The organism is Bacillus sp. OTU2372 (assembly GCF_038440275.1).
GTDB classification, from domain to species: Bacteria; Bacillota; Bacilli; order Bacillales; family Cytobacillaceae; genus Neobacillus; species Neobacillus bataviensis_B.
Genome location: NZ_JASATK010000015.1, coordinates 1 through 19741, shown reverse-complemented (window position 1 = coordinate 19741; position 19741 = coordinate 1). Strand labels below are relative to the sequence as shown.

Here is a 19741-nt window from a genome sequence, read left to right as displayed (position 1 = left end):
GAAGTGATATTAAAAAAATTTTTTAATCGAACGGGGGATATGGGATGTCTTTACCTGAATCTAAGATCAGTGCAGGTCTTGCACTAAAGAAAAAGACAGGCTATCGTTGGTTAGTTCTTTCGCTTATTTTTTTGGTATACATTGTTTGTTATGCAGACCGTACGAATATCGGTGTAGTACTCCCATTTATTAAAGAGGATTTTGCTCTTAACAATTTCCAGGCAGGGGCGATCTCAAGTTTCTTCTTCTTAGGATATGCCTGTTCGCAGATTCCAGCAGGGTTTTTACTTGGCAAAAAAGGAACTCGTGGAGTAGTAGCTCTTGCCGTTATTGCTTTTTCGGTTGTTACCTTCTTACTCGGAACAGTTTCAGGTGCTGCACTTTTGATTTTACTTCGTTTACTATTAGGTTTGGCAGAGGGTCCTGTACCGGTAAGTATGTCAACTACGATTAACCATTGGTTCCCGGCAAAAGAAAAAGCGACTGCAACAGGTATTTATATTGCTTCTACACAGCTTGCTCCAATCTTTGTACCGATTATCGCGGCTGCGATTGCCATGTCATTCGGTTGGCGTTATGTGTTTTACTGGTTTGCCATCCCTGGTTTAGTTATTGCTCTCGTCTGGTACTTAGTAGTTCGAACAAAGCCTGAAGACAGCTCAAAGGTATCAAAAGCTGAGTTAGAATATATTCGCCAAGAAGAAGTTAGGGTTGAAGCAGCTGGGGAACAAAGGTCACTTGGCTGGCTTGATAAGGCGATAAGATATCAGAAAATTGAAATAATTAGTACTCCCAAAAAGGTTTTTACTTCTTGGAACATTTGGGGTAATACGCTTACTTATTTCTTAATGAACAGTGTATTATACGGCATGTTGACATGGGTCCCTATGTATCTTGTTAATGCAAAAGGCTATTCTTTTATGAAAATGGGATTTGTTGCATCGACCCCTGCAATTGGAGGATTAATTGGCGCGCTTTTAGGGGGGGTTATCTCTGACAAAGTATTTTTAAAAAGGCGTAAACCAACGATGTTAATTACTGCTATCGCTACAGCCATTATGATGCTTGTCGTTATTAATATCCCAGACAACGCAACACTTGTATCTCTTAGCCTAGGGTTGGCAGGTTTCTTCCTTAACATTGGCTGGCCTGCATTTACCGCTTATCCAATGGGATTAACTAACCGAAATACTTTCCCAGTTGCTATTGCAACTGTCAACAGCGGTGGTAACCTGGGTGGATTCTTTTCTCCGATGATCGTTGGTGCAATTCTTGATGCAACAGGTAATTACAATATTGCCTTTGGATTCTTTGCAGTATTGTTAGTACTTGGTTTCATAATTATCACGACCTTAAAAGAACCTGCACAAGATTAATAGCTGCGGATTTTTTAAAAGCTTAATTATTAAACATAAACGATCTCAATTTAACACGTCAATCACATAGGGCATGGGAATTATCCAGTGCCCTTTTTTTATTTTTTTATTTACTACTTATGTAAAGTACATATTTCTAATAAAAAGGTGGAGATTTAGTTGAAAAGTTCCGTGTATATTACAAGAAAGCTGCCCGAGGAAATAATTGATAAACTTTCTCAGTATTTTCATGTGAGAATGTGGGGAGAAGAAAATATCCCTGTTCCAAGGGAAATTTTAATGAAAGAAATAGAAAATATCGACGGTCTTATTTGCTTATTGACAGAAAAGATAGATGAAGAAGTCATAGCTAAAGCCAAGCTTTTAAAGATAATTAGTAACGTAGCAGTAGGATATAACAATATCGACCTTCATGCAGCAGTAAGAAAGGGGATTATTGTAACCAACACACCTGGCGTCCTAACGGAAACCACGGCCGATTTAACGTTTGCGCTTTTAATGGCAGCTGCCCGAAGAGTCGTAAATGCCTCCGATGTCTTGCGCAGCGGAAAGTGGGGAGCATGGTCTTTGATGGAGTTTACTGGACAAGATATATATGGTGCGACCTTAGGAATTATTGGGTTAGGAAGAATTGGAGAGGCCCTTGTCAAGCGGACAAAGGGATTTGATATGAATGTTCTTTATTATAATCGTACGCGAAAGCAAGATAAAGAACGTGAGCTAGGTATTCATTACGTAGAATTAAAGGATTTATTGCAGCAATCCGATTACGTTTGCCTCATGCTTCCATATAGTGCGGAAGTACATCATCTTATTAGTAAAGAGGAATTATCTCTGATGAAACCGAATGCCATCCTCATCAACACTGCAAGAGGTGGGATCGTAGATGAGGAAGCATTATATGAAGCGTTGAGGAATGGTGATATTTGGGGTGCCGGGTTAGATGTCTTTGAACAAGAACCAGTAACAATGGATCATCCATTGTTATCCTTATCCAATGTTGTTACCTTGCCTCACATTGGAAGTGCAAGTGTTAAAACAAGAATGAGGATGGCTAATCTTGCAGTTGATAATATGGTGAAAGTATTAAATGGTGAAGAACCAATTACCCCGGTCCAGCAGTAAAAAGAAACCTCTAAATCCAGTGTAAAAACGGTTAATGAATAAGTGAATAAAAAACCCGAATAAGGATCACTTCTTTAATTAGTGCACCTTATTCGGGTTTTTTTAATGTAGGTTAGAGAAAATCACACACCAATTACATTCAATGACTGTCGCAGTCCTTCTAGAGCAAATCCTGTTATATATCTAAAAACGAATATAGCGACAATCGGTGAAATATCAATAGGCCCAAGTGGAGGGATGAACCGCCTAAAGAAGCCTAAATATGGTTCGACGAGCTTTGAGATCCAGATCCCAATCTTTGTTGATTGAAATTGTGGAAACCAGGAGCCAAAAATTGATATTAAGATAAGCCAATAATAAATTTCAAAAGCATACTGTCCAATTTGTAAAATGTATAATCCCAATTTATATCTCCCCGTCTATTATAGTTTTTATTGTAGGTACAAAATTCGTAAAGATACATATATATACGGCTAAGCCCACTAAAGGTTTCATAATTCTGATTGACATAAAATGCTATTTTTATTCGGAAATCTCATAAATAATAATTAATCAAACGATTAATTAGTTGGGGAAAAGCCTTTAGTGACAAAGGTATTTCAATGGTTTTATTATGCCATAAGGAGGTTAACAAATTCTTAAATTCAAATGGATTGGTGAATGAAAAAAATTAATCAAACGTTTAATCAATTCGGCAGCAAAACTAATCAAACGTTTAATTAAATGGATTTATAGGTAAGTTTTTAAATGGCTTAAATAGGGAACTTATTTACCATGTGATATATACTATAAGTGAGAAAGGACGTGATTAGATTGAAAAAAGGTTGGTTAGGATTAGGAATTGTGGTTGCTGTCATTGTTATCTTTGGCCTCATGTTTATGTCCAGCTATAACAGCTTTGTCAATCTAGAAGAAGACGTAAATCAGTCGCATGCTCAAATCGAAAATCAACTCCAACGAAGGCTAGATTTAATACCAAACTTAGTCAATACCGTAAAAGGCTATGCAGCACATGAAAAAGAAGTCATTGCCTCCATCTCAGATGCACGTGCAAGGCTTGCCGGAGCAAAAACCCCCGAAGAAGAAGCAACCGCTAACGATCAATTATCCGGTGCACTAAGCCGCTTGCTCGTTGTCGTTGAAAACTACCCTAACCTTAAGGCAGACCAGCAATTTTCCCAGCTAATGGATGAACTGGCCGGGACCGAAAACAGAATTGCTGTCGCACGAAAGGATTACAATGAACAAGTAGCGGAATTCAATAAAAAAGTAAAAAGATTCCCGGGCTCGATTATTGCAGGAATCGGCGGGTTTGATGAAAAAGAATATTTCAAAGCAGACCCACAAGCCCAAGAAGCTCCCAAAGTTGACTTTGGAGGCAACGGGTAATGAAAGCGAAACGGATCTTCAGCCTTCTATTGGTTTTTACCACATTATTTCTGTGTGCAGCCCGTGCACTTGCTGAGGATGTCCAAATACCTGCTCCCGTCGGAGATATCTATGTACAAGATTTTGCTCATGTTCTAAACGAAACAGAAAGAGCAGAACTAATCAACTTAGGCAGAAACATTGAAGATCAGACAACCGCACAGGTTGCTGTGTTGACCGTTGATAGTATTGGTGACAGAACCATTGAAGAATATGCGAATGAGGCATTTCGCCAATACGGAATTGGCAGCGAAAAAGAGGACAATGGCATCCTCCTTGTTTTATCGATGAAGGAACACAAAATCCGGATTGAGGTCGGGTATGGCCTCGAAGGAAGAATTCCCGATGCGAAAGCAGGAAGAATCTTAGATCAATATGCTATCCCTTTTTTAAAAAATAACAAGCCCAACCAAGCCGTAACGGAAACTTACAAAGCACTCGCCAAAGAAGTCATGGCCGAATATAACGGTGAAAGTGGACAAAAAACGGCGCCAAAGAATGAAGGAACCGGAATCCCATCCTGGTTGATTATTATCATCGTATTGGTTGTCGTCTTCCTTGACTTTAAATTTTTCGGAGGCACCCTTACTTATTTACTCCTCTCCATTCTATCCCGTGGTGGTGGACGAGGCGGAGGCAGTGGAGGGTCTCGAGGCGGCGGAGGCGGTTCCTCTGGCGGCGGAGGTGCAAGCCGAGGCTGGTAATAACAGAAAAAAGATGCTCTCGGTTCGAGAGCATCTTTTTCATGAGATAAGTATAAAGTTTTTACTTTGAGAATTGTCTAGCTTCAGCGCCTAGCCCCTCGATGGTCTACAGCCAATCCGTCCAAAAGGTTAAAAAGCAACCTTTCGGCCGGCTCGTCTTATGCTTGGCTACAGAAAGCTATCGCTTTCTGTACGCATTAAGGGCGACTAGTCTTTGACCCTGCTTTCGCCGGCCAGTCGACAAGTCGCCCTATATCGGGGCTGACCAAGGCGCTTGCGCTTTTCTTAATCATAGGAAGCATTTTTCAATACTTTTCTTTTCCTTTTATAGGTGTACAAAATAAACAGACCTATTAGGAACAAGGCAATAATATAGATACTATACCTAGAAAAGTATGTTCCAACATATACCCAGTTTCCACCAAGCAATCTGCCTAAAGTGATAAAGGTAAAGCACCAAATTAGTGCTCCTAAATAGGCGAACAGGGCAAACTTTTTATAAGAATAATTGTTAATTCCTGCGAGATAGGCGGTAATATGCCGGACGCCTGGAATAAAAAAACCAATAACGAGAAGGAACGGGCCAAATCTATTGAATAATTTCTTCGTTCGATCAATCTTTGCCTCACTGATATGCAGCTTCGGGCCAAACTTATGTAAAAACGGAGCTCCTAACACAATGCCTAAAATAAAACTAAGTGTAATCCCGCTGCTTGCCCCGAAATAGGCACATAGGAGTGATGGCAGGTACGCCAATTTTCCTGCGAAAACATTATAACCCACATAAGTAAGAAGAACTTCATCAGGAATTGGCAGGCCAATGATACCGCCAATTAAAGCAAAAATAATCCCCAGATAGCCAAAGTGTTCAAGAAGATGATTTAAATAATCCATCGCTGCACTTCCTAAATTCAATTCTAAAAATTTAGCTATTAGATATTATCATCAAAAATTTTCACTTTTATGTATGACCTGACACCATTTTCCACTTAAACCGCGAATATAGTGAAGTAAATGTCATTTTAGGAGTGGATGTCATGCCGATTGAATGGAATGAAGAACAGAAGCTATTTCATTTATATAATGGCAGAATCAGTTACATGATGCAGCTTGTCCATGGAAAGTATTTAGCGCATTTATATTGGGGGAGTAGGGTCCAATTGCTCCAGCCATTAGCGATTCTTCCATTTAAAGGAAGAACCTTTTCGCCGATGAATGAACCTGCTGACCCCCGGTTTTCGCTTGATACCCTGCCGCAGGAATATCCTGCCTTTGGAAATGGAGACTTCCGAACGCCGGCTTATCAGCTTCAGAGTTCTGATGGGTCAACAGTAACTGAATTTGTATATGATTCCTATGCGATTTTTAAAGGAAAGCCCCGTTTGAATGGGCTGCCGATGGTCTATGTAGAGGATGATGATGAGGCGGACACGCTGGTCATAACATTGGTGGATTCCATTCTTGGCGTCGGTCTTAACCTTCATTATACGATTTACCGAGATTTTGATGTGATCACGAGGTCGGTCTCGTTTGAAAACCTAGGCAGCCGTGAGGTGAAGATAGAAAAAAGCATGAGCATGTCGGTTGACTTCCATAACTCGAAATGGGACTGGCTTCACCTTCAAGGAACATGGGCACGGGAACGTCAAATTGAACGGAGACCGCTGATCCACGGTGTTCAATCGATTTCTTCCGCAAGGGGTGCAAGCAGTCATCAGCATAATCCCTTTCTAGCCTTACTATCAAAGGATGCAACCGAGGAGTATGGGGATGTTTACGGGATTGGTCTAGTTTACAGCGGAAATTTCAAGGCAACCATTGAGGTGGACCCTTTTGAGATAACCCGGATCAATATGGGAATTAATCCATTTAATTTTTCATGGCTGTTGAAGCCAGGTGAAATTTTTCAAACACCGGAGGCACTGATGGTCTATTCCTCAGAAGGATTGGGCGGAATGTCGAGGATTTTTCATAAAATCATTCGAAGCCGGGTTTGCCGCGGAGTTTATCGTGACAGAACAAGGCCAATCCTCATTAATAATTGGGAGGCAACCTATTTTCATTTTACTGAAAAAAAGTTAAGAGATCTTGCTGATGCCGCTAAGGAACTGGGCATTGAGCTGTTTGTTTTGGATGATGGCTGGTTTGGCCGTCGTGATAATGCGAAGAGTTCGCTTGGAGATTGGGTTGTTAATAGGAAAAAACTTCCTAATGGATTGAACGGATTAGCTAGTTATATCAATGGTAAAGAGATGCAATTCGGCTTGTGGGTGGAGCCGGAAATGGTCTCTCCCGATAGCGATTTGTACCGCAGGCATCCAGATTGGTGTCTGCATGTACCAGGGAGGAACCGGACACTTTCGAGAAATCAGCTTATTCTGGATTTAAGCAGGGATGATGTGTGTGATTGGCTGATAGAAACGTTTACGGATCTATTTCAGAGTGCCCCAATTCGCTATGTAAAATGGGATATGAATCGGAATATGACGGAGGTGGGATCTGCATTATTGCCTTCAGAAAGACAGAAGGAGACGGCCCATCGTTATATGATGGGGTTGTATCGGGTTTTAGAAGTTTTAACGGAGCGCTTTCCTGAAATTTTGTTTGAAAGCTGCTCGGGCGGGGGCGGCCGCTTTGATTTAGGGATGCTGTATTATATGCCGCAGACCTGGACGAGTGATGATACGGATGCGGTCGAAAGGCTGAAAATTCAATATGGAACGAGTATAGTTTATCCGGCTATTACGATGGGAGCTCATGTTTCAGATATCCCGAATCATCAGACTGGCAGAATGACACCATTAGAGATGAGATGTCATGTTGCCATGGCCGCCAATCTTGGGTTTGAATTAAACATCGATAAACTTAGCAAGGAAGACAAAGAGCTAGTCGGGCGGGAAATTCAGCTATATCATCAAATAAAAGAAATCGTCCTTTTTGGTGACCTGTATCGGCTGTGGAGCCCCTTTGAGGGGATGGATACCGCTTGGATGTATGTAGGACGCGGTCAAAGGCAAGCAGTGGTAATTTACTATAAGACGCTAGCGACGCCGAATCCACCTTTCCTACGAATGAAATTACGCGGGCTGAATCCGCAGCTTCGATACAAAATTAACGACGATGGCCAAGTATTTTATGGAGATGAGTTAATGAAAATGGGGCTTAACCTGCCGTTAATCAAAACAGACTTTTTCTCTGAAATCTATCATTTAAAAGCTGTTGATTTTAAAGAAATAAGTGAAAATTTTTAATATTAACTATAAATTAACTTCCCCGATGTTTAAAATATTTATTAAGAAGTGTACTAGTTTCAGTGTTATGGAGGGGACTCAGGTGAATCTTAATGATAAATTGTTAGCGATTGTCGGGGATAGTGAGCGTGTTTCGATCAATAAAACTATTTTAGAACAGCACAGTAAAGGGGAAGCATATCATACACCATCCTGCCCGGATGCAGTTGTGTTTCCTAAGTCAAAAGAGGAAATAAGCAGGATTGTGCAATTTGCTAGTGAGCATTCCATTCCACTCGTGCCCTACGGGGCGGGGACGAGCTTAGAAGGACATATTATTCCGGTATTCGGTGGCATCAGTCTTAACTTTAGTTTGATGAATCAAATCTTATCCATCCGGCCAGATGACTTTCAAGTGACGGTACAACCTGGGGTCACAAGAAATCAGCTCAATCAGGCTCTGAAGGAACATGGGTTGTTTTTTCCGACGGACCCAGGCGCAGATGCTTCAATCGGCGGTATGGCGGCCACGAATGCCAGCGGTACTAACAGTGTGAAATACGGAGTAATGCGTGATCAGGTCCTCGGCTTAGAGGTGGTTTTAGCAGACGGATCCATCGTTCGAACCGGAGGGCATTCATTTAAATCTTCAGCAGGATACAATTTAACGGGCTTGTTAATAGGATCAGAAGGGACATTGGGCATTTTTACGGAGATTACCTTAAAACTGAGGGGCATTCCAGAGGCTGTGTCTGCTGTAAAAGCTGTGTTTCCCTCGATTGAAGCAGCTGGAAATGCCGCTGCTATTCTCTTAAAATCAGGACTTGCAATCGGGGAAATCGAGCTAGTTGATGAAAAAACGATTCAGGCAGTTAATAGGTTTAAGACTACAGATTACCGTGAGGAGCCAACTCTTTTCTTGGAGTTTAGCGGAAATGAACCGGAAGTTACATATAGTGTGGAAGTAATGGAAGAAATTCTAAAGGATGAGCAATGTGTTTCTTTTGAATTTGAGAATGACTTGTTAAGAAGGGCACAATTATGGGAGGCAAGGCACCATGCAGCATTTGCTATTCAAGCCGCCAATCCTGGAAAAGTCTTAATGTTTACTGATGTCTGCGTCCCGTTATCACAACTTGCTGGGGCCTTAAAGCAGACCAGGGAAGTGATCGAGAGATATGGTTTAGAGGGGGCTGTTTTGGGCCATGTTGGCGATGGTAATTATCATGCTTGCTTACCGATTGATCCGAACAGTGAAGAAGAGTTGGAAGTAGTAGAAGCAGTTCATCATCAGATTGTTTCCTATGCCTTATCCAAAGGGGGAACCTGCACAGGGGAACATGGAATCGGACTCGGCAAAAAAGCGTTCCTGCTAGAAGAACACGGAGATATAATCCCAATCATGAAAATCATCAAAAACAACCTCGACCCCAAAAACATCCTAAACCCAGGGAAAATATTCTAAAGGGTGACAGGCACCGATAAATTGTTAAACAAGGTGGAAGGGGCGCAAACGGTGACAGGCACCAAAAAGTAGATTAACACAATGAAAGGGTTGGTAATGGTGAAAAAGCATCATCATTACCAACCCTTTTGTGTTGTTTAGAAGTCGAAGTTGTCGGGGTCTGGGCCGACGCGATGGTTTTGGTTCAGATCATCAATTTGTTCCATTTCGGCTTTGGTTAGTTCAAAGTCAAATATATCGGCGTTTTCGATGATGCGATGTTCTTTTGTTGATTTTGGAATGGTGACGACCCCATTTTGGAGATCCCACCGCAAAATAACTTGTGCTGTAGACTTGTTATACTTATTAGCAATTTCTTTGATTACCGGCTGGTCTAATAGCTGCCCCTGCATCAATGGTGACCATGCTTCCATTTGGATTCCCTGTTCCCGGCAAAAAGTTTGGATTTCTTTTTGTGTTAAACGGGGATGGAATTCCACTTGATTAATCATTGGCTTGATTTCGGCCTCTTTCATTAAATCCTCCAGATGATGAACATGGAAGTTACTTACGCCAATTGCTTTTACTCTGCCTTCTTTATAGAGAGTTTCCAAAGCTCGCCACGCCTCTTTATATTTTCCTTCTACAGGCCAATGAATTAAATATAAATCTAAATAGTCTAACCCTAATTTCTTTAAGCTTGTTTCATATGCTTCTAGAGTTGCTTCATAGCCTAAGTCACTATTCCAGACCTTTGATGTAACAAAAAGGTCTTCTCTGGAAATACCCGCTTCTTTGTTTCCTTCTCGAATCGCTTGTCCTACTCCTTCTTCGTTTTGATAGATGGCAGCTGTATCAATACTGCGATATCCATGTTTTATGGCAAACTTTACTGCATTGACTAGTTCTGGCCCTTCTTCTACTTTAAATACTCCAAGTCCAAACCAAGGCATTTTTACTCCATTGCTAAGTGTAGTTGTGTCTTGTAAGTTGTTAACCATTATAATCATCCTCCAGATTAATTCTTTTATAAAAAGGCAGGGGGCTATTACACTATCCCCCCGCGCCTACTATGAAAACAAAGGGGTGAAATTAAATTACTTTTTCAATCTTAATACCGGCTTCTTTACGGTCTTTCCTTTCAAGTCTCCAGCTCCAGCCCGTAAGAACGACCGCTCCTAGGACCATTAATGCTCCAATCCAAGAGGTGTGAATTAATCCAATCGAGTTGGTAATCACGCCGCCAAAGTAGGATCCCATCGCAATACCGGCATTAAACGCAGCAATATTAATCGAAGACGCTACATCAACTGCAGCAGGGACAAACCTTTCTGCTAACATAACGACGTAAACTTGTAATCCAGGTACATTCATAAATGCCAGCAGGCCCATGAAAAAGATAGTGATTAAGCCTGCTATTTTATGTGGTGCGGTAAAAACAAAAGAAAATAAGACGACAGCTTGGAAGATAAACATATAAAATAATGCCTTAATAGGATTTTGGTTAGATAATTTGCCGCCCACCATATTTCCGATGGCAATCGCGATACCATAAACAAGTAATATCACGGCAACGGTGCTTTCCTTAAATCCCGTAATATCCTGCAAAATAGGGGATAGGTACGTAAACACTACGAATGTTCCTCCATAACCAAGCGCAGTAATAATAAATAGAAGCAATAAGCGACCATTGGTTACCAATTTAAACTGGTCGTGGAACGTTGTCTGAACCCCTTTTCGTAAATCAGACGGAACAAGGATACTGTTAGCAAAGAAAGCAATCACGCCGACTGCGACAATGATAACGAACGCCATCCTCCAGCCGAATTGCTGGCCGATGAAGGTACCAAAAGGAACACCAGTAACAGTTGCCACTGTAAGTCCTGAAAACATAATCGATATTGCACTAGCCCTTCGGTTTTCAGGGACTAAATCTGCAGCAATCGTTGATCCAATCGACATAAAGACACCATGTGAAAAGGCAGAAATCACACGGGCAGTTAATAAAACACCAATGCTAGATGCGCTTGCCGCCAACCCATTGCCGATGATAAAAATAATCATGATCCATAGTAACAAGGATTTACGTGACATCCTAGATGTGAGGGACGTCAGAATAGGAGCCCCGAAAGTTACTCCTAAGGCATATAAAGAAACAGTTAAGCCGGCAGTTGTAACAGATATTTGTAAATCCTTTGCTATGAGCGGCAGCAGCCCTACACTGATAAATTCCGTTGTTCCGATGGCAAAAGCACTTACGGCTAATGCTAATAGAGCGAAGGTACTTCTTTTTTTATCTATAGTCATTTGTTTCTCTCCTCCTAAAATGGTTCTATTGCATGAATGATTTGCTAAAAGCAAAACTATAAAAGAATTATGAAAGGATATTTCAACCGGCAAATATTATTATGGGATATACAGATGTGGATGAAAAGTACGCACTTCAAAGTGATATAGATACTTCAAAGTGCGGTAGGTACTTTTTAGTACCTATTAAAATGGAGGAGTTAGAGATGAAGAAAAAGAAATATAATATATCGGTTGAAGCGACATTAGAGGTTATCGGTGAAAAGTGGAAATTACTTGTCAGAGAGAATAACTGGCAATAGGAGAAGAAATAATAAAAGAAAAAGGAGAGATGAACGTGGATAAAGACAATCATTATGTAGCTGCAGATTTAGCGTCTAATTTGGTAAGTGAGATTAAAACGTTTGAAGATGAATTAAGTGAACGTACTAATAAAAAAGTAGTAGTCATAGCATATGAGAAAGATGAAAATGATTTGAACCCTTAGATTTTATTTAAAAGAAAAGATTACAGTAAACGAACAAAAATAATCCCCATTCCCTTTTGGATTTGGGGATTATTTATTTATATTGAACATTTTTGTATAACTAATTTCTTAAAAATACTTAATTGTAAAGTTTATCTTTTTTCTTAGTGCATTAGCAAAATTTTAGGTTCTGGACAAGCGTTTAGTTTGTTTTACTATTTTTTCATATTTTAATAGTAATTAACACCTTTATTTATAATCAACGTATAAAGGAGAATGGTTGGTGGAAAAAGAATCTATTAAAACTGAAAAAGAAACTGATCATAAATGAAATTAATAAATTTCAGGTGATCAAGCATGCCAACAAAGCGAGTGTACTTCTTTTTTTATCTAATTTCATGTGTTTCTCTCCTCCTAAAAATGGTTTTATTGCATGAATGATTGGCTAAAAGCAAAACTATAAAAAGAATTATAATGGGATATTTTAACCGGCAAATGTTATTATGAAATATACAGTAGTGAATGAAAAGTATGCACTTCAAAGTGCTATAGATAGTTCGAAGTGTGGTAGGTGCTTTTTAGTACCTATTAAAATGGAGGAGTTAGAGATGAAGAAAAAGAAATACAATATATCGGTTGAAGCGACATTAGAGGTCATCGGTGGAAAGTGGAAATGCGTGATTCTTTGTCATTTAACACACGGGAAGAAACGAACAAGTGAATTGAAACGTCTGATGCCGGATATCACACAAAAAATGTTAACTCAACAATTACGAGAATTAGAGGAGGATGGCGTTATTAACCGGATTGTTTATAATCAAGTCCCGCCAAAAGTGGAGTATGAGCTTAGTGAATATGGATTGAGCCTAGAAAGCATTTTAAACGCGCTGTGTTTATGGGGAGAAAATCACATTACTAAAGTGTACGGAGACAAATTTTCTGTTTTAGAAGAGAATGTACTTAACGAGCACCTAAAATAGGGAAGTTTAGTCCTAACTGACAGGATGCCAGCGCGCTCTATGTTTTACCTTAATTTTCTGTTTGACGTTCTCTAGTCAGTTCTTTATTATATAGAGATGAGAATACCCGTACTTGAACGGGAGAGGTTCATAGCTGACACCCTCTATAAAAAACTATGGATACATGACTTTCTGCCATGTCCATATAGGATGTGGCTTTTTGTTTTTTATCCTTTAGTTTGTATAGAAAAAGAACATTCAGCTGAAACTCTCTTAAAAAGTGTGGGGACACATTTTTATAGGGGGTTTTTTTATGTCTGGCCGCAGCCACGAAGAAGGTTTGAAGGATTTAACACTATTAGGTAATCAAGGAACTACCTATTCATTTGAATATGCACCAGAAGTTTTGGAGGCAGTTGATAATCTCCATCCTGAGCGGGATTATTTCGTAAAATTTAATTGTCCGGAATTTACGAGTTTATGTCCGCTGACACGCCAGCCGGATTTTGCAACTATGTATATTTCATATGTTCCAGATAAAAAGATTGTTGAAAGTAAGTCTTTGAAGTTATACCTTTTCAGTTTTAGGAACCATGGGGATTTCCATGAGGACTGTGTCAACATCATTATGAACGACCTGATTAAACTGCTAGACCCACGCTATATTGAAGTTTGGGGCAAATTTACGCCGCGCGGCGGCATCTCCATTGACCCATGGTGCAACTACGGCAAACCAGGCACCAAATACGAAGAAATGGCAAACTACCGCCTAATGAACCATGACCTCTATCCAGAAAAAGTAGATAACCGATAAAGAAATGGTGACAGGCACCTAATAGAAAAAAGCAGCCATGGCTGCTTTTTTCTATTAGTCCCGTTTTTTATTTTAGAGTGCTGCCCTTATGACTTTTTTATAATAAAGCACGGATAGGATTCCAAAGATGGAGTATAGGGCGGTATAGAGGACCATAACTAGAATCATCGGGGTCCATACTTCGGCTCCAAAAAGAAACCAGCCAGATTGGACGGCAAAATAACTGTGGAGCAGCCCAACCACTAACGGAATTCCAAAGTTAAACAGCTGCTTAGCTTGAATTCCCTTCAATAAATCCCCTTCCGTTAAACCAAGCTTGCGTAAGATCGTATAATTCGGCTTCTCCTCTTCACTCTCACCCATTTGTTTAAAATACAGAATACAGCCCGACGTGATCAGAAATGTTAGACCTAAAAAGCCAACAATAAACATAATCAATCCCATCATTTTTTTCTGAGTATTACTGATCTCTAAACGAGACGAATAAAGGTCATTCTCATTAAAGGACAAATCTTGATAAACCTGGTTGGCCTTTTCGAGCTGACCTTCATCCTTCAATGTAAAGCCAACAAAAAGAGAGGTCTTCTTTTGAATAGAAGGATTTACATCCTTCTTCAAGCGTTCAAACACAGAATCGTCTACAATCGCAATCGGCTGACCGCCGTTCGTAAAATATCCTGAAATCACAAAATCCTTTTTTAATCCTAAGTAATGAAGCGGAATTGATTCCGTTTGCCCCTTTAATTCGACTCTACCGCTCTCTTTTAAATTCATAAACTTCTGAAGTAAATCATTATAACCTGTAAAAATCGTCTCATCTGCGGCCACATCGGTATTTTTCAAAACTCGTTCACTAATCGTCGGAAGAGGCAGAGCACTGGGGTCCACCATCACACCTTCAAGTTTTGTATCCAAAAGGTTCTTAAGGTTAGCGGACACCTGGAGTACCTCAATCCTCTTTTCGTCGAAATCAATATTCTTCGAGGCCAACGCATCCTTAAATTTATCGGCGTCTTCTGCATTGGTAATGGCGAAATCGCCCGCAGTCTGGTTTTCAGCCATCTTTTCAGCAGAATAATAGGAGATATAGCTCAACGATAATAGCCCAATCGCAAGAGCGGATAATGTTGTAATAACCGTTAGTAACAGCGCATTTGATTTCATTCGAAACATAATTGACGACAAGGATAATACCTGATTGATTGTTAAATAGCCATCCTTCTTTTTCCGAACGATATTAAAAATAAAACTTACCGATCCTTTATAAAACAAGTAGGTGCCGATAATAACAGATCCCAAAATATAAATCATCGCCAAAAACAGTTCTGTCATCGTGGAAAAATCGCCAGTAAATAACTTCGATGAAATATAGTAGCCGGAAATAATCGCAAGCAATCCCAAAATCCCCATAAGTATTTCCCATATAGACATTTTTTTCACTGTTTCCTCCGTCGAGGAAACAACTCTAAAGAGAGATAGAATGCTCTGCCTCTTTATAAAAAGATAATTCATCAGCATAATTAGGATATAGATGACACTAAAAACAATTAAAGTCTGGACCAAAGCCTGCGATGAAAAATGCAAGCGGGCAATTGCATCCACCTTGGTAATTTTAAATAAAATCATAATAATTAACCGGGAGACGGAAAAACCGATAAAGATCCCCACCACCAATGAACCAAAGTAGAGAATAAAATTCTCGGCGCTTAGGAGGTTGAAAATCCGAGTTTTTGTCATTCCAATTAATTGAAATAAACCAATTTCCTTGCTCCGCCGCTTAATAAAGAAATTATTGGCATACAGTAAAAAGATCGAGACAATGGCCACAAGGAGAACACTTGCTGTACGAATGGCTGCTGCTCCTTTAAGGGTATCCTTCGTTTCATCCATCGCCGGGTCATACTGCAGAGTAACAAATGAAAAATAAAGGGCAACACTAAAGATAAGGGCAAATACATAAAGATAATAGTTTTTTAGATTTTTTTTCAAGTTTCGAAAAATAAGCTGATTAACGCTCATATGGCACACCGCCTAGCACGCCTTGAGTTTTCATGATATCCTTAAAAAACGCCTGCCGGGATTGATCCCCTTTATTTAACTGGGTATAAATCTGCCCGTCTTTTATAAAAATCACTCTGCTGCTAAAACTAGCTGCCACAGGATCGTGTGTCACCATCACAATCGTGGCCGTCCGGTTTTGATTTAATTCACTAAGTTTGTTTAACAGATCGGATGCAGATTTCGAGTCGAGCGCCCCTGTTGGTTCATCCGCAAAAATTATACTTGGTTCATGAATGAACGCTCTCGCTGCCGAGGTTCGCTGTTTTTGCCCGCCGGAGATCTCATTTGGGTACTTATGTTTAATCTGTTCTATCCCTAGCTCCGTTGCAACCCGGTTGAACCTCTCATCTGCCTCTCTTTTAGAAACCTTCGTAATCGATAATGGTAATAGAATATTTTCTTTAACGGTTAACGTATCCAAAAGATTATAATCTTGAAAAATAAACCCAAGATGCTGCTTACGAAACTCAGCGAGCTGCTTTTCTTTCATAGCCGTCATTTCTTTGCCTTCAATTGTAATAGTCCCGCCGCTGACCTTATCAATTGAGGACAGCACGTTGAGAAGCGTCGTTTTTCCGGAACCGGAGGCCCCCATGATACTCACGAATTCCCCTTTTTCAACGGTAATATCAATCCCTTTTAAAACCTCTTGTTTATTCAGCTTATTACCATAGCTCTTATGAATTTTTTGGGCTGCTAAAATCCTCATACGAACACGCTCCTTTATTTGATAATCCAATTATAAAATTTGCCGGTTGACTTCTCCTTCGATTAACCGAACAAAACAGCAAAGCATGTGACATTTTTGTCACATGCCTGAAATCGCGCCGAATTCATTTTTTCGTGGAAAGGTTAACGTGAATGTGGTCCCAAGGCCGGGGTCTGATAGGACATCGATATGAATCAATAAAGACTCTGAAATTTTTTTGGTTAAATATAAACCCATGCCTGTAGAGGCATTGTCATGGTGAACGGTTGTTGAGGTAAAGCCCTTATCGAAAATGCGCGGCAGGTCTTTTGGGTCAATGCCGCGCCCAAAATCCTGAACCATCAGCTTGGTTCGGTCATCCTCCATTAAACTTCGTATAACAATATCCGATGCCGAGCTGTATTTCACTGCGTTTGTTAACAGCTGGCGAATAATAAAAGCCAGCCACTTAGCATCCGTTAAGACAGAGGCTGCTTCTAATTCGACTTCAAAGCCGATCCCTTTTTGCATACACCAGGATTGCAGCGTTTTAATCTCTTTAAAAAGTAAGGCTTTTAAGTCAGTCTCTTCTATATATAAATCATTCTCCATAAAGGGCAGGCGCTTTTGATGAAGTTGGGAATCCAGCAGCAGGTGGATACGAAGCCATTCTACAGATAACTGTGCTTTTAATGGACTTTCTTCTAAACGGTCGATCATTAGATGCATAGCTGTCAAAGGTGTTTTGACTTCATGAATCCAAGATAAAAGCTCATCTTTTTCCTGTTCCACAGACACCAAATTATTCGAAATTGTTTGTTTTAGCAGCACTGTTTGATCCACAATACTTTCCTCAATTATTTTTTCAAACGGACTTTCCGCCTTGGCCATATTAGTTAAATCGAGATTGTTTTCCCATTCCGATAAAGAAGCATAAAATTTCGTTTCCTTATGGAAGCGAAAGCACAAAAAGATTACAAAAATAAGCGTCGATAAAAAAACAATATAGAGAAGAGGTGTAAATTTTATGGCGGAATCAATATAGCCTGTGAAAAGGACTAGTAACTGTAAACAGAAAAAAAGAACAATCCAGCTCCGTCTTTCCTTTAAAAAGGTTTTAATCATCATGTTTGCGCCTCTTCACATGCCATGTATCCTTGGCCAACCTTTGTTTCAATAAATTGTCCGAGATTAAGCTCGTCCAGCTTTTTTCGCAGCCGGTTAAGATTGACTGTTAACGTGTTATCACTAACAAACCGCTCATCATCCCACAGGCTTTTGATTAATTCTTCTCGGCTGACAATTTTATTTTTTTGCTCAATCAGCTTTTTTAAAATAAACATCTCGTTTTTTGTGAGCTCTACCGTCCCGGTCGCGCTGCTGACCGTGCTTTTTTCAACATCGATCGTTGCAGCCTGCCAGGTTTTCAGGGTTATTTGTTCATGATTGTAATTATAAACACGGCGAAGGGTCGCTTGAATTTTGGCAATCAGTACATCAAAATGGAACGGTTTTTGGATGAAATCATCCGCACCAAGCTGCAAGGACATAACCATGTCTGTCGGATGGTCGCGTGAAGAGAGAAATAAAATCGGAACATTCGAATGGGAGCGAATCATCCTGCACCAATGAAAACCATCAAATTTTGGCAGCTGAATATCAATAATTACTAAATCGGGTTTAACACTCGTAAACTCTTGCATCACCTTACTGAAATCACTAATCCCATACACATCATAAGACCAGCCCATAAGCCGGTCTTTTATTTCATTAAAAAGCGTTTGATCATCTTCAATTAATAATAACTTAAACAATAATATCACCGCCGCACTCTACATATCTTACGCTAATTGTATAATATATCCTTTTTTCATGCTATAAGCTGGTGCCTGACACCATTAGCGACATTTAACACTATCCTAAACCATTTATTGGTGTCAGGCACTTTTTGACTTTTTTAATTTTTATTAAGGATAAGTTAAGGGACGCACATGATAATAGGCTCATGAAATAAAAAAAATGCTTGGAGCGGGTCCGGACTGTTCCATGATAAAAGGAGTTTAGATAAATGAAGAAGTGGATTTGGATATTGATAAGTGTACTGGTTGTTGGGTATGTTGGCTATCAATGGTTTCACTCCAAAAGCAGTGCTAGTACAAGCACTACTACGCAGGTTCGAACGGCTACAGTGCAAAAAGGAAAGTTAGAAGTAACAATTAGTGGTTCAGGAACAGTTGAACCAGTAACCACCGAGGATCTTAAAGCAACAGAGGATAATAACGAAATTGATGAGGTTTTAGTATCTGCTGGCGACACAGTGAGCGCCGGAGACGAATTAGTAACCTTTACGGATGATAGCGATCCAATTACTGCTCCAACAAGTGGAACCATTACTACAGTGTCGGTTGCTTCAGGCGATCGAATTAACAAGGGTATAGTCGTTGCTCATCTTACCAATTACAACGATTTACAGACAGTCGTTTCGGTAGATGAATTAGATATTTCAAAAGTAAAAGTAGGACAGACGGTAACTTTAACAGTAAGTGCTTACCCAGATGCGACATACACAGGGAAAGTTACAGCAGTTGCAGAGGAAGGATCATCATCAAGTGGTTCATCCACCTTTAATGTAACCATTCATATTGATAAACCAACCAACCTAAAAGTAGGGATGAGTACATCAGCTACTATCTTAACTGCTAGCAAGACAGATGCATTATATGTTCCTGTAGATGCGATTTATACAAATGACAATAAAGAAAAATATGTGATTATTGCTTCAGCCAATGGCAGCACAGACAGTTCTTCTGGAACTACCGGTGAGCAAAAAACGGTTAAAACAGGTATTGAAACAGACGAATATGTAGAAATCACAGAAGGAGTTACAGAAGGCCAGACTGTTCAGTTACCTGAGCTGACTTCAAGCAGTTCGTCTTCTAGTCAAGGCGGTATGATGCAAGGTCAAGGTATGGGTCGGAACTTTGATGGTCAGGACATGGCGCCGCCAAGTGGTGGACAAGGTACAACAGGTGGAAAGACGGGCAACTAAACAATAATTATAAAAAGGAGAATATTATTATGAAAAAAACACGACAAGCTCATTTATGGATTGGGTTAATTTGTTCTATATTTATTCTAA

18 protein-coding genes, 1 pseudogene and 1 riboswitch are annotated in these 19741 nt (G+C 39.9%); of the genes and pseudogenes, 11 read left to right on the top strand and 8 right to left on the bottom strand.

The genetic code is table 11. The annotated features are described in order from the left end of the window. Positions 1-44 precede the first annotated feature (44 nt). Positions 45-1376, top strand: coding sequence for an MFS transporter (locus tag AAHB15_RS20265; RefSeq protein WP_098531079.1), 1332 nt, complete (start codon positions 45-47; stop codon positions 1374-1376). A gap of 159 nt (positions 1377-1535) precedes the next feature. Next, complete coding sequence (locus AAHB15_RS20260; RefSeq protein ID WP_342043178.1) at positions 1536-2501, top strand: 2-hydroxyacid dehydrogenase; 966 nt, start codon at positions 1536-1538, stop codon at positions 2499-2501. A gap of 122 nt (positions 2502-2623) precedes the next feature. Here AAHB15_RS20260 and AAHB15_RS20255 read toward each other — a convergent pair whose 3' ends face one another. Further along, on the bottom strand, positions 2624-2905 hold the full coding sequence (locus AAHB15_RS20255; RefSeq protein WP_335573704.1) for a YggT family protein: 282 nt from the start codon (positions 2903-2905) through the stop codon (positions 2624-2626). 409 nt (positions 2906-3314) lie between these two features. Between AAHB15_RS20255 and AAHB15_RS20250 the strand changes: the two genes are divergently transcribed. Both AAHB15_RS20250 and AAHB15_RS20245 read left to right on the top strand, forming a co-directional pair. Then, positions 3315-3890 carry a LemA family protein gene (locus AAHB15_RS20250; RefSeq protein ID WP_335573705.1) on the top strand — a complete coding sequence of 192 codons (576 nt, stop codon included), beginning with the start codon at positions 3315-3317 and terminating at the stop codon, positions 3888-3890. Then, the gene (locus AAHB15_RS20245; protein ID WP_335573706.1) at positions 3890-4633 is read left to right on the top strand and encodes a TPM domain-containing protein; all 744 of its coding nucleotides are present in this window, start codon (positions 3890-3892) and stop codon (positions 4631-4633) included. The genes AAHB15_RS20250 and AAHB15_RS20245 overlap by 1 nt, the downstream gene beginning before the upstream one ends. Positions 4634-4918: 285 nt before the next feature. On the opposite strand, the gene AAHB15_RS20240 is transcribed toward AAHB15_RS20245, so the two are convergent. Beyond that, positions 4919-5527 (bottom strand): DedA family protein, encoded by a 609-nt coding sequence (locus AAHB15_RS20240; RefSeq protein WP_335573707.1) that lies wholly within the window; start codon positions 5525-5527, stop codon positions 4919-4921. Positions 5528-5670: 143 nt separating this feature from the next. On the opposite strand from AAHB15_RS20240, the gene AAHB15_RS20235 reads away from it, so the two are divergent. Both AAHB15_RS20235 and AAHB15_RS20230 read left to right on the top strand, forming a co-directional pair. Then, complete coding sequence (locus AAHB15_RS20235) at positions 5671-7884, top strand: alpha-galactosidase (protein ID WP_342043177.1); 2214 nt, start codon at positions 5671-5673, stop codon at positions 7882-7884. A gap of 82 nt (positions 7885-7966) precedes the next feature. Continuing rightward, a complete protein-coding gene (locus AAHB15_RS20230) occupies positions 7967-9328 on the top strand; it encodes an FAD-binding oxidoreductase (protein ID WP_342043176.1) in 1362 nt (453 codons plus the stop codon). A 137-nt stretch (positions 9329-9465) separates the two neighbouring features. On the opposite strand, the gene AAHB15_RS20225 is transcribed toward AAHB15_RS20230, so the two are convergent. After that, complete coding sequence (locus AAHB15_RS20225; RefSeq protein ID WP_342043175.1) at positions 9466-10308, bottom strand: aldo/keto reductase; 843 nt, start codon at positions 10306-10308, stop codon at positions 9466-9468. A gap of 91 nt (positions 10309-10399) precedes the next feature. Then, positions 10400-11614 carry an MFS transporter gene (locus tag AAHB15_RS20220; protein WP_342043174.1) on the bottom strand — a complete coding sequence of 405 codons (1215 nt, stop codon included), beginning with the start codon at positions 11612-11614 and terminating at the stop codon, positions 10400-10402. Between the two features lie 206 nt (positions 11615-11820). On the opposite strand from AAHB15_RS20220, the pseudogene AAHB15_RS20215 reads away from it, so the two are divergent. The 4 genes and pseudogenes from AAHB15_RS20215 to queF form a co-directional block, all read left to right on the top strand. After that, positions 11821-11895, top strand: a pseudogene (locus AAHB15_RS20215) (winged helix-turn-helix transcriptional regulator); the annotation flags it as partial. 56 nt (positions 11896-11951) lie between these two features. Next, entirely contained in the window at positions 11952-12101 is a 150-nt protein-coding gene (locus AAHB15_RS20210) for a hypothetical protein (RefSeq protein WP_186446587.1), read from the top strand. Between the two features lie 587 nt (positions 12102-12688). After that, positions 12689-13060 carry a winged helix-turn-helix transcriptional regulator gene (locus AAHB15_RS20205; RefSeq protein ID WP_335573712.1) on the top strand — a complete coding sequence of 124 codons (372 nt, stop codon included), beginning with the start codon at positions 12689-12691 and terminating at the stop codon, positions 13058-13060. Between the two features lie 116 nt (positions 13061-13176). Further along, a riboswitch (PreQ1 riboswitch) is annotated at positions 13177-13223 on the top strand. 129 nt (positions 13224-13352) lie between these two features. Beyond that, a complete protein-coding gene (queF, locus tag AAHB15_RS20200) occupies positions 13353-13853 on the top strand; it encodes a preQ(1) synthase (RefSeq protein WP_098532388.1) in 501 nt (166 codons plus the stop codon). Between the two features lie 72 nt (positions 13854-13925). Here queF and AAHB15_RS20195 read toward each other — a convergent pair whose 3' ends face one another. The 4 genes from AAHB15_RS20195 to AAHB15_RS20180 form a co-directional block, all read right to left on the bottom strand. Further along, the gene (locus AAHB15_RS20195) at positions 13926-15872 is read right to left on the bottom strand and encodes an ABC transporter permease (protein WP_342043173.1); all 1947 of its coding nucleotides are present in this window, start codon (positions 15870-15872) and stop codon (positions 13926-13928) included. Next, positions 15862-16623, bottom strand: a complete 762-nt coding sequence (locus AAHB15_RS20190; protein ID WP_335573714.1) for an ABC transporter ATP-binding protein — start codon at positions 16621-16623, stop codon at positions 15862-15864. The genes AAHB15_RS20195 and AAHB15_RS20190 overlap by 11 nt, the downstream gene beginning before the upstream one ends. A gap of 99 nt (positions 16624-16722) precedes the next feature. Beyond that, positions 16723-17727 carry a sensor histidine kinase gene (locus AAHB15_RS20185; protein ID WP_335573720.1) on the bottom strand — a complete coding sequence of 335 codons (1005 nt, stop codon included), beginning with the start codon at positions 17725-17727 and terminating at the stop codon, positions 16723-16725. After that, a complete protein-coding gene (locus tag AAHB15_RS20180) occupies positions 17727-18416 on the bottom strand; it encodes a response regulator transcription factor (protein WP_335573715.1) in 690 nt (229 codons plus the stop codon). The genes AAHB15_RS20185 and AAHB15_RS20180 overlap by 1 nt, the downstream gene beginning before the upstream one ends. A 254-nt stretch (positions 18417-18670) precedes the next feature. Here AAHB15_RS20180 and AAHB15_RS20175 point away from each other — a divergent pair, with 254 nt between their 5' ends. Beyond that, positions 18671-19651 carry an efflux RND transporter periplasmic adaptor subunit gene (locus AAHB15_RS20175; RefSeq protein WP_335573716.1) on the top strand — a complete coding sequence of 327 codons (981 nt, stop codon included), beginning with the start codon at positions 18671-18673 and terminating at the stop codon, positions 19649-19651. Positions 19652-19741: the final 90 nt, after the last annotated feature.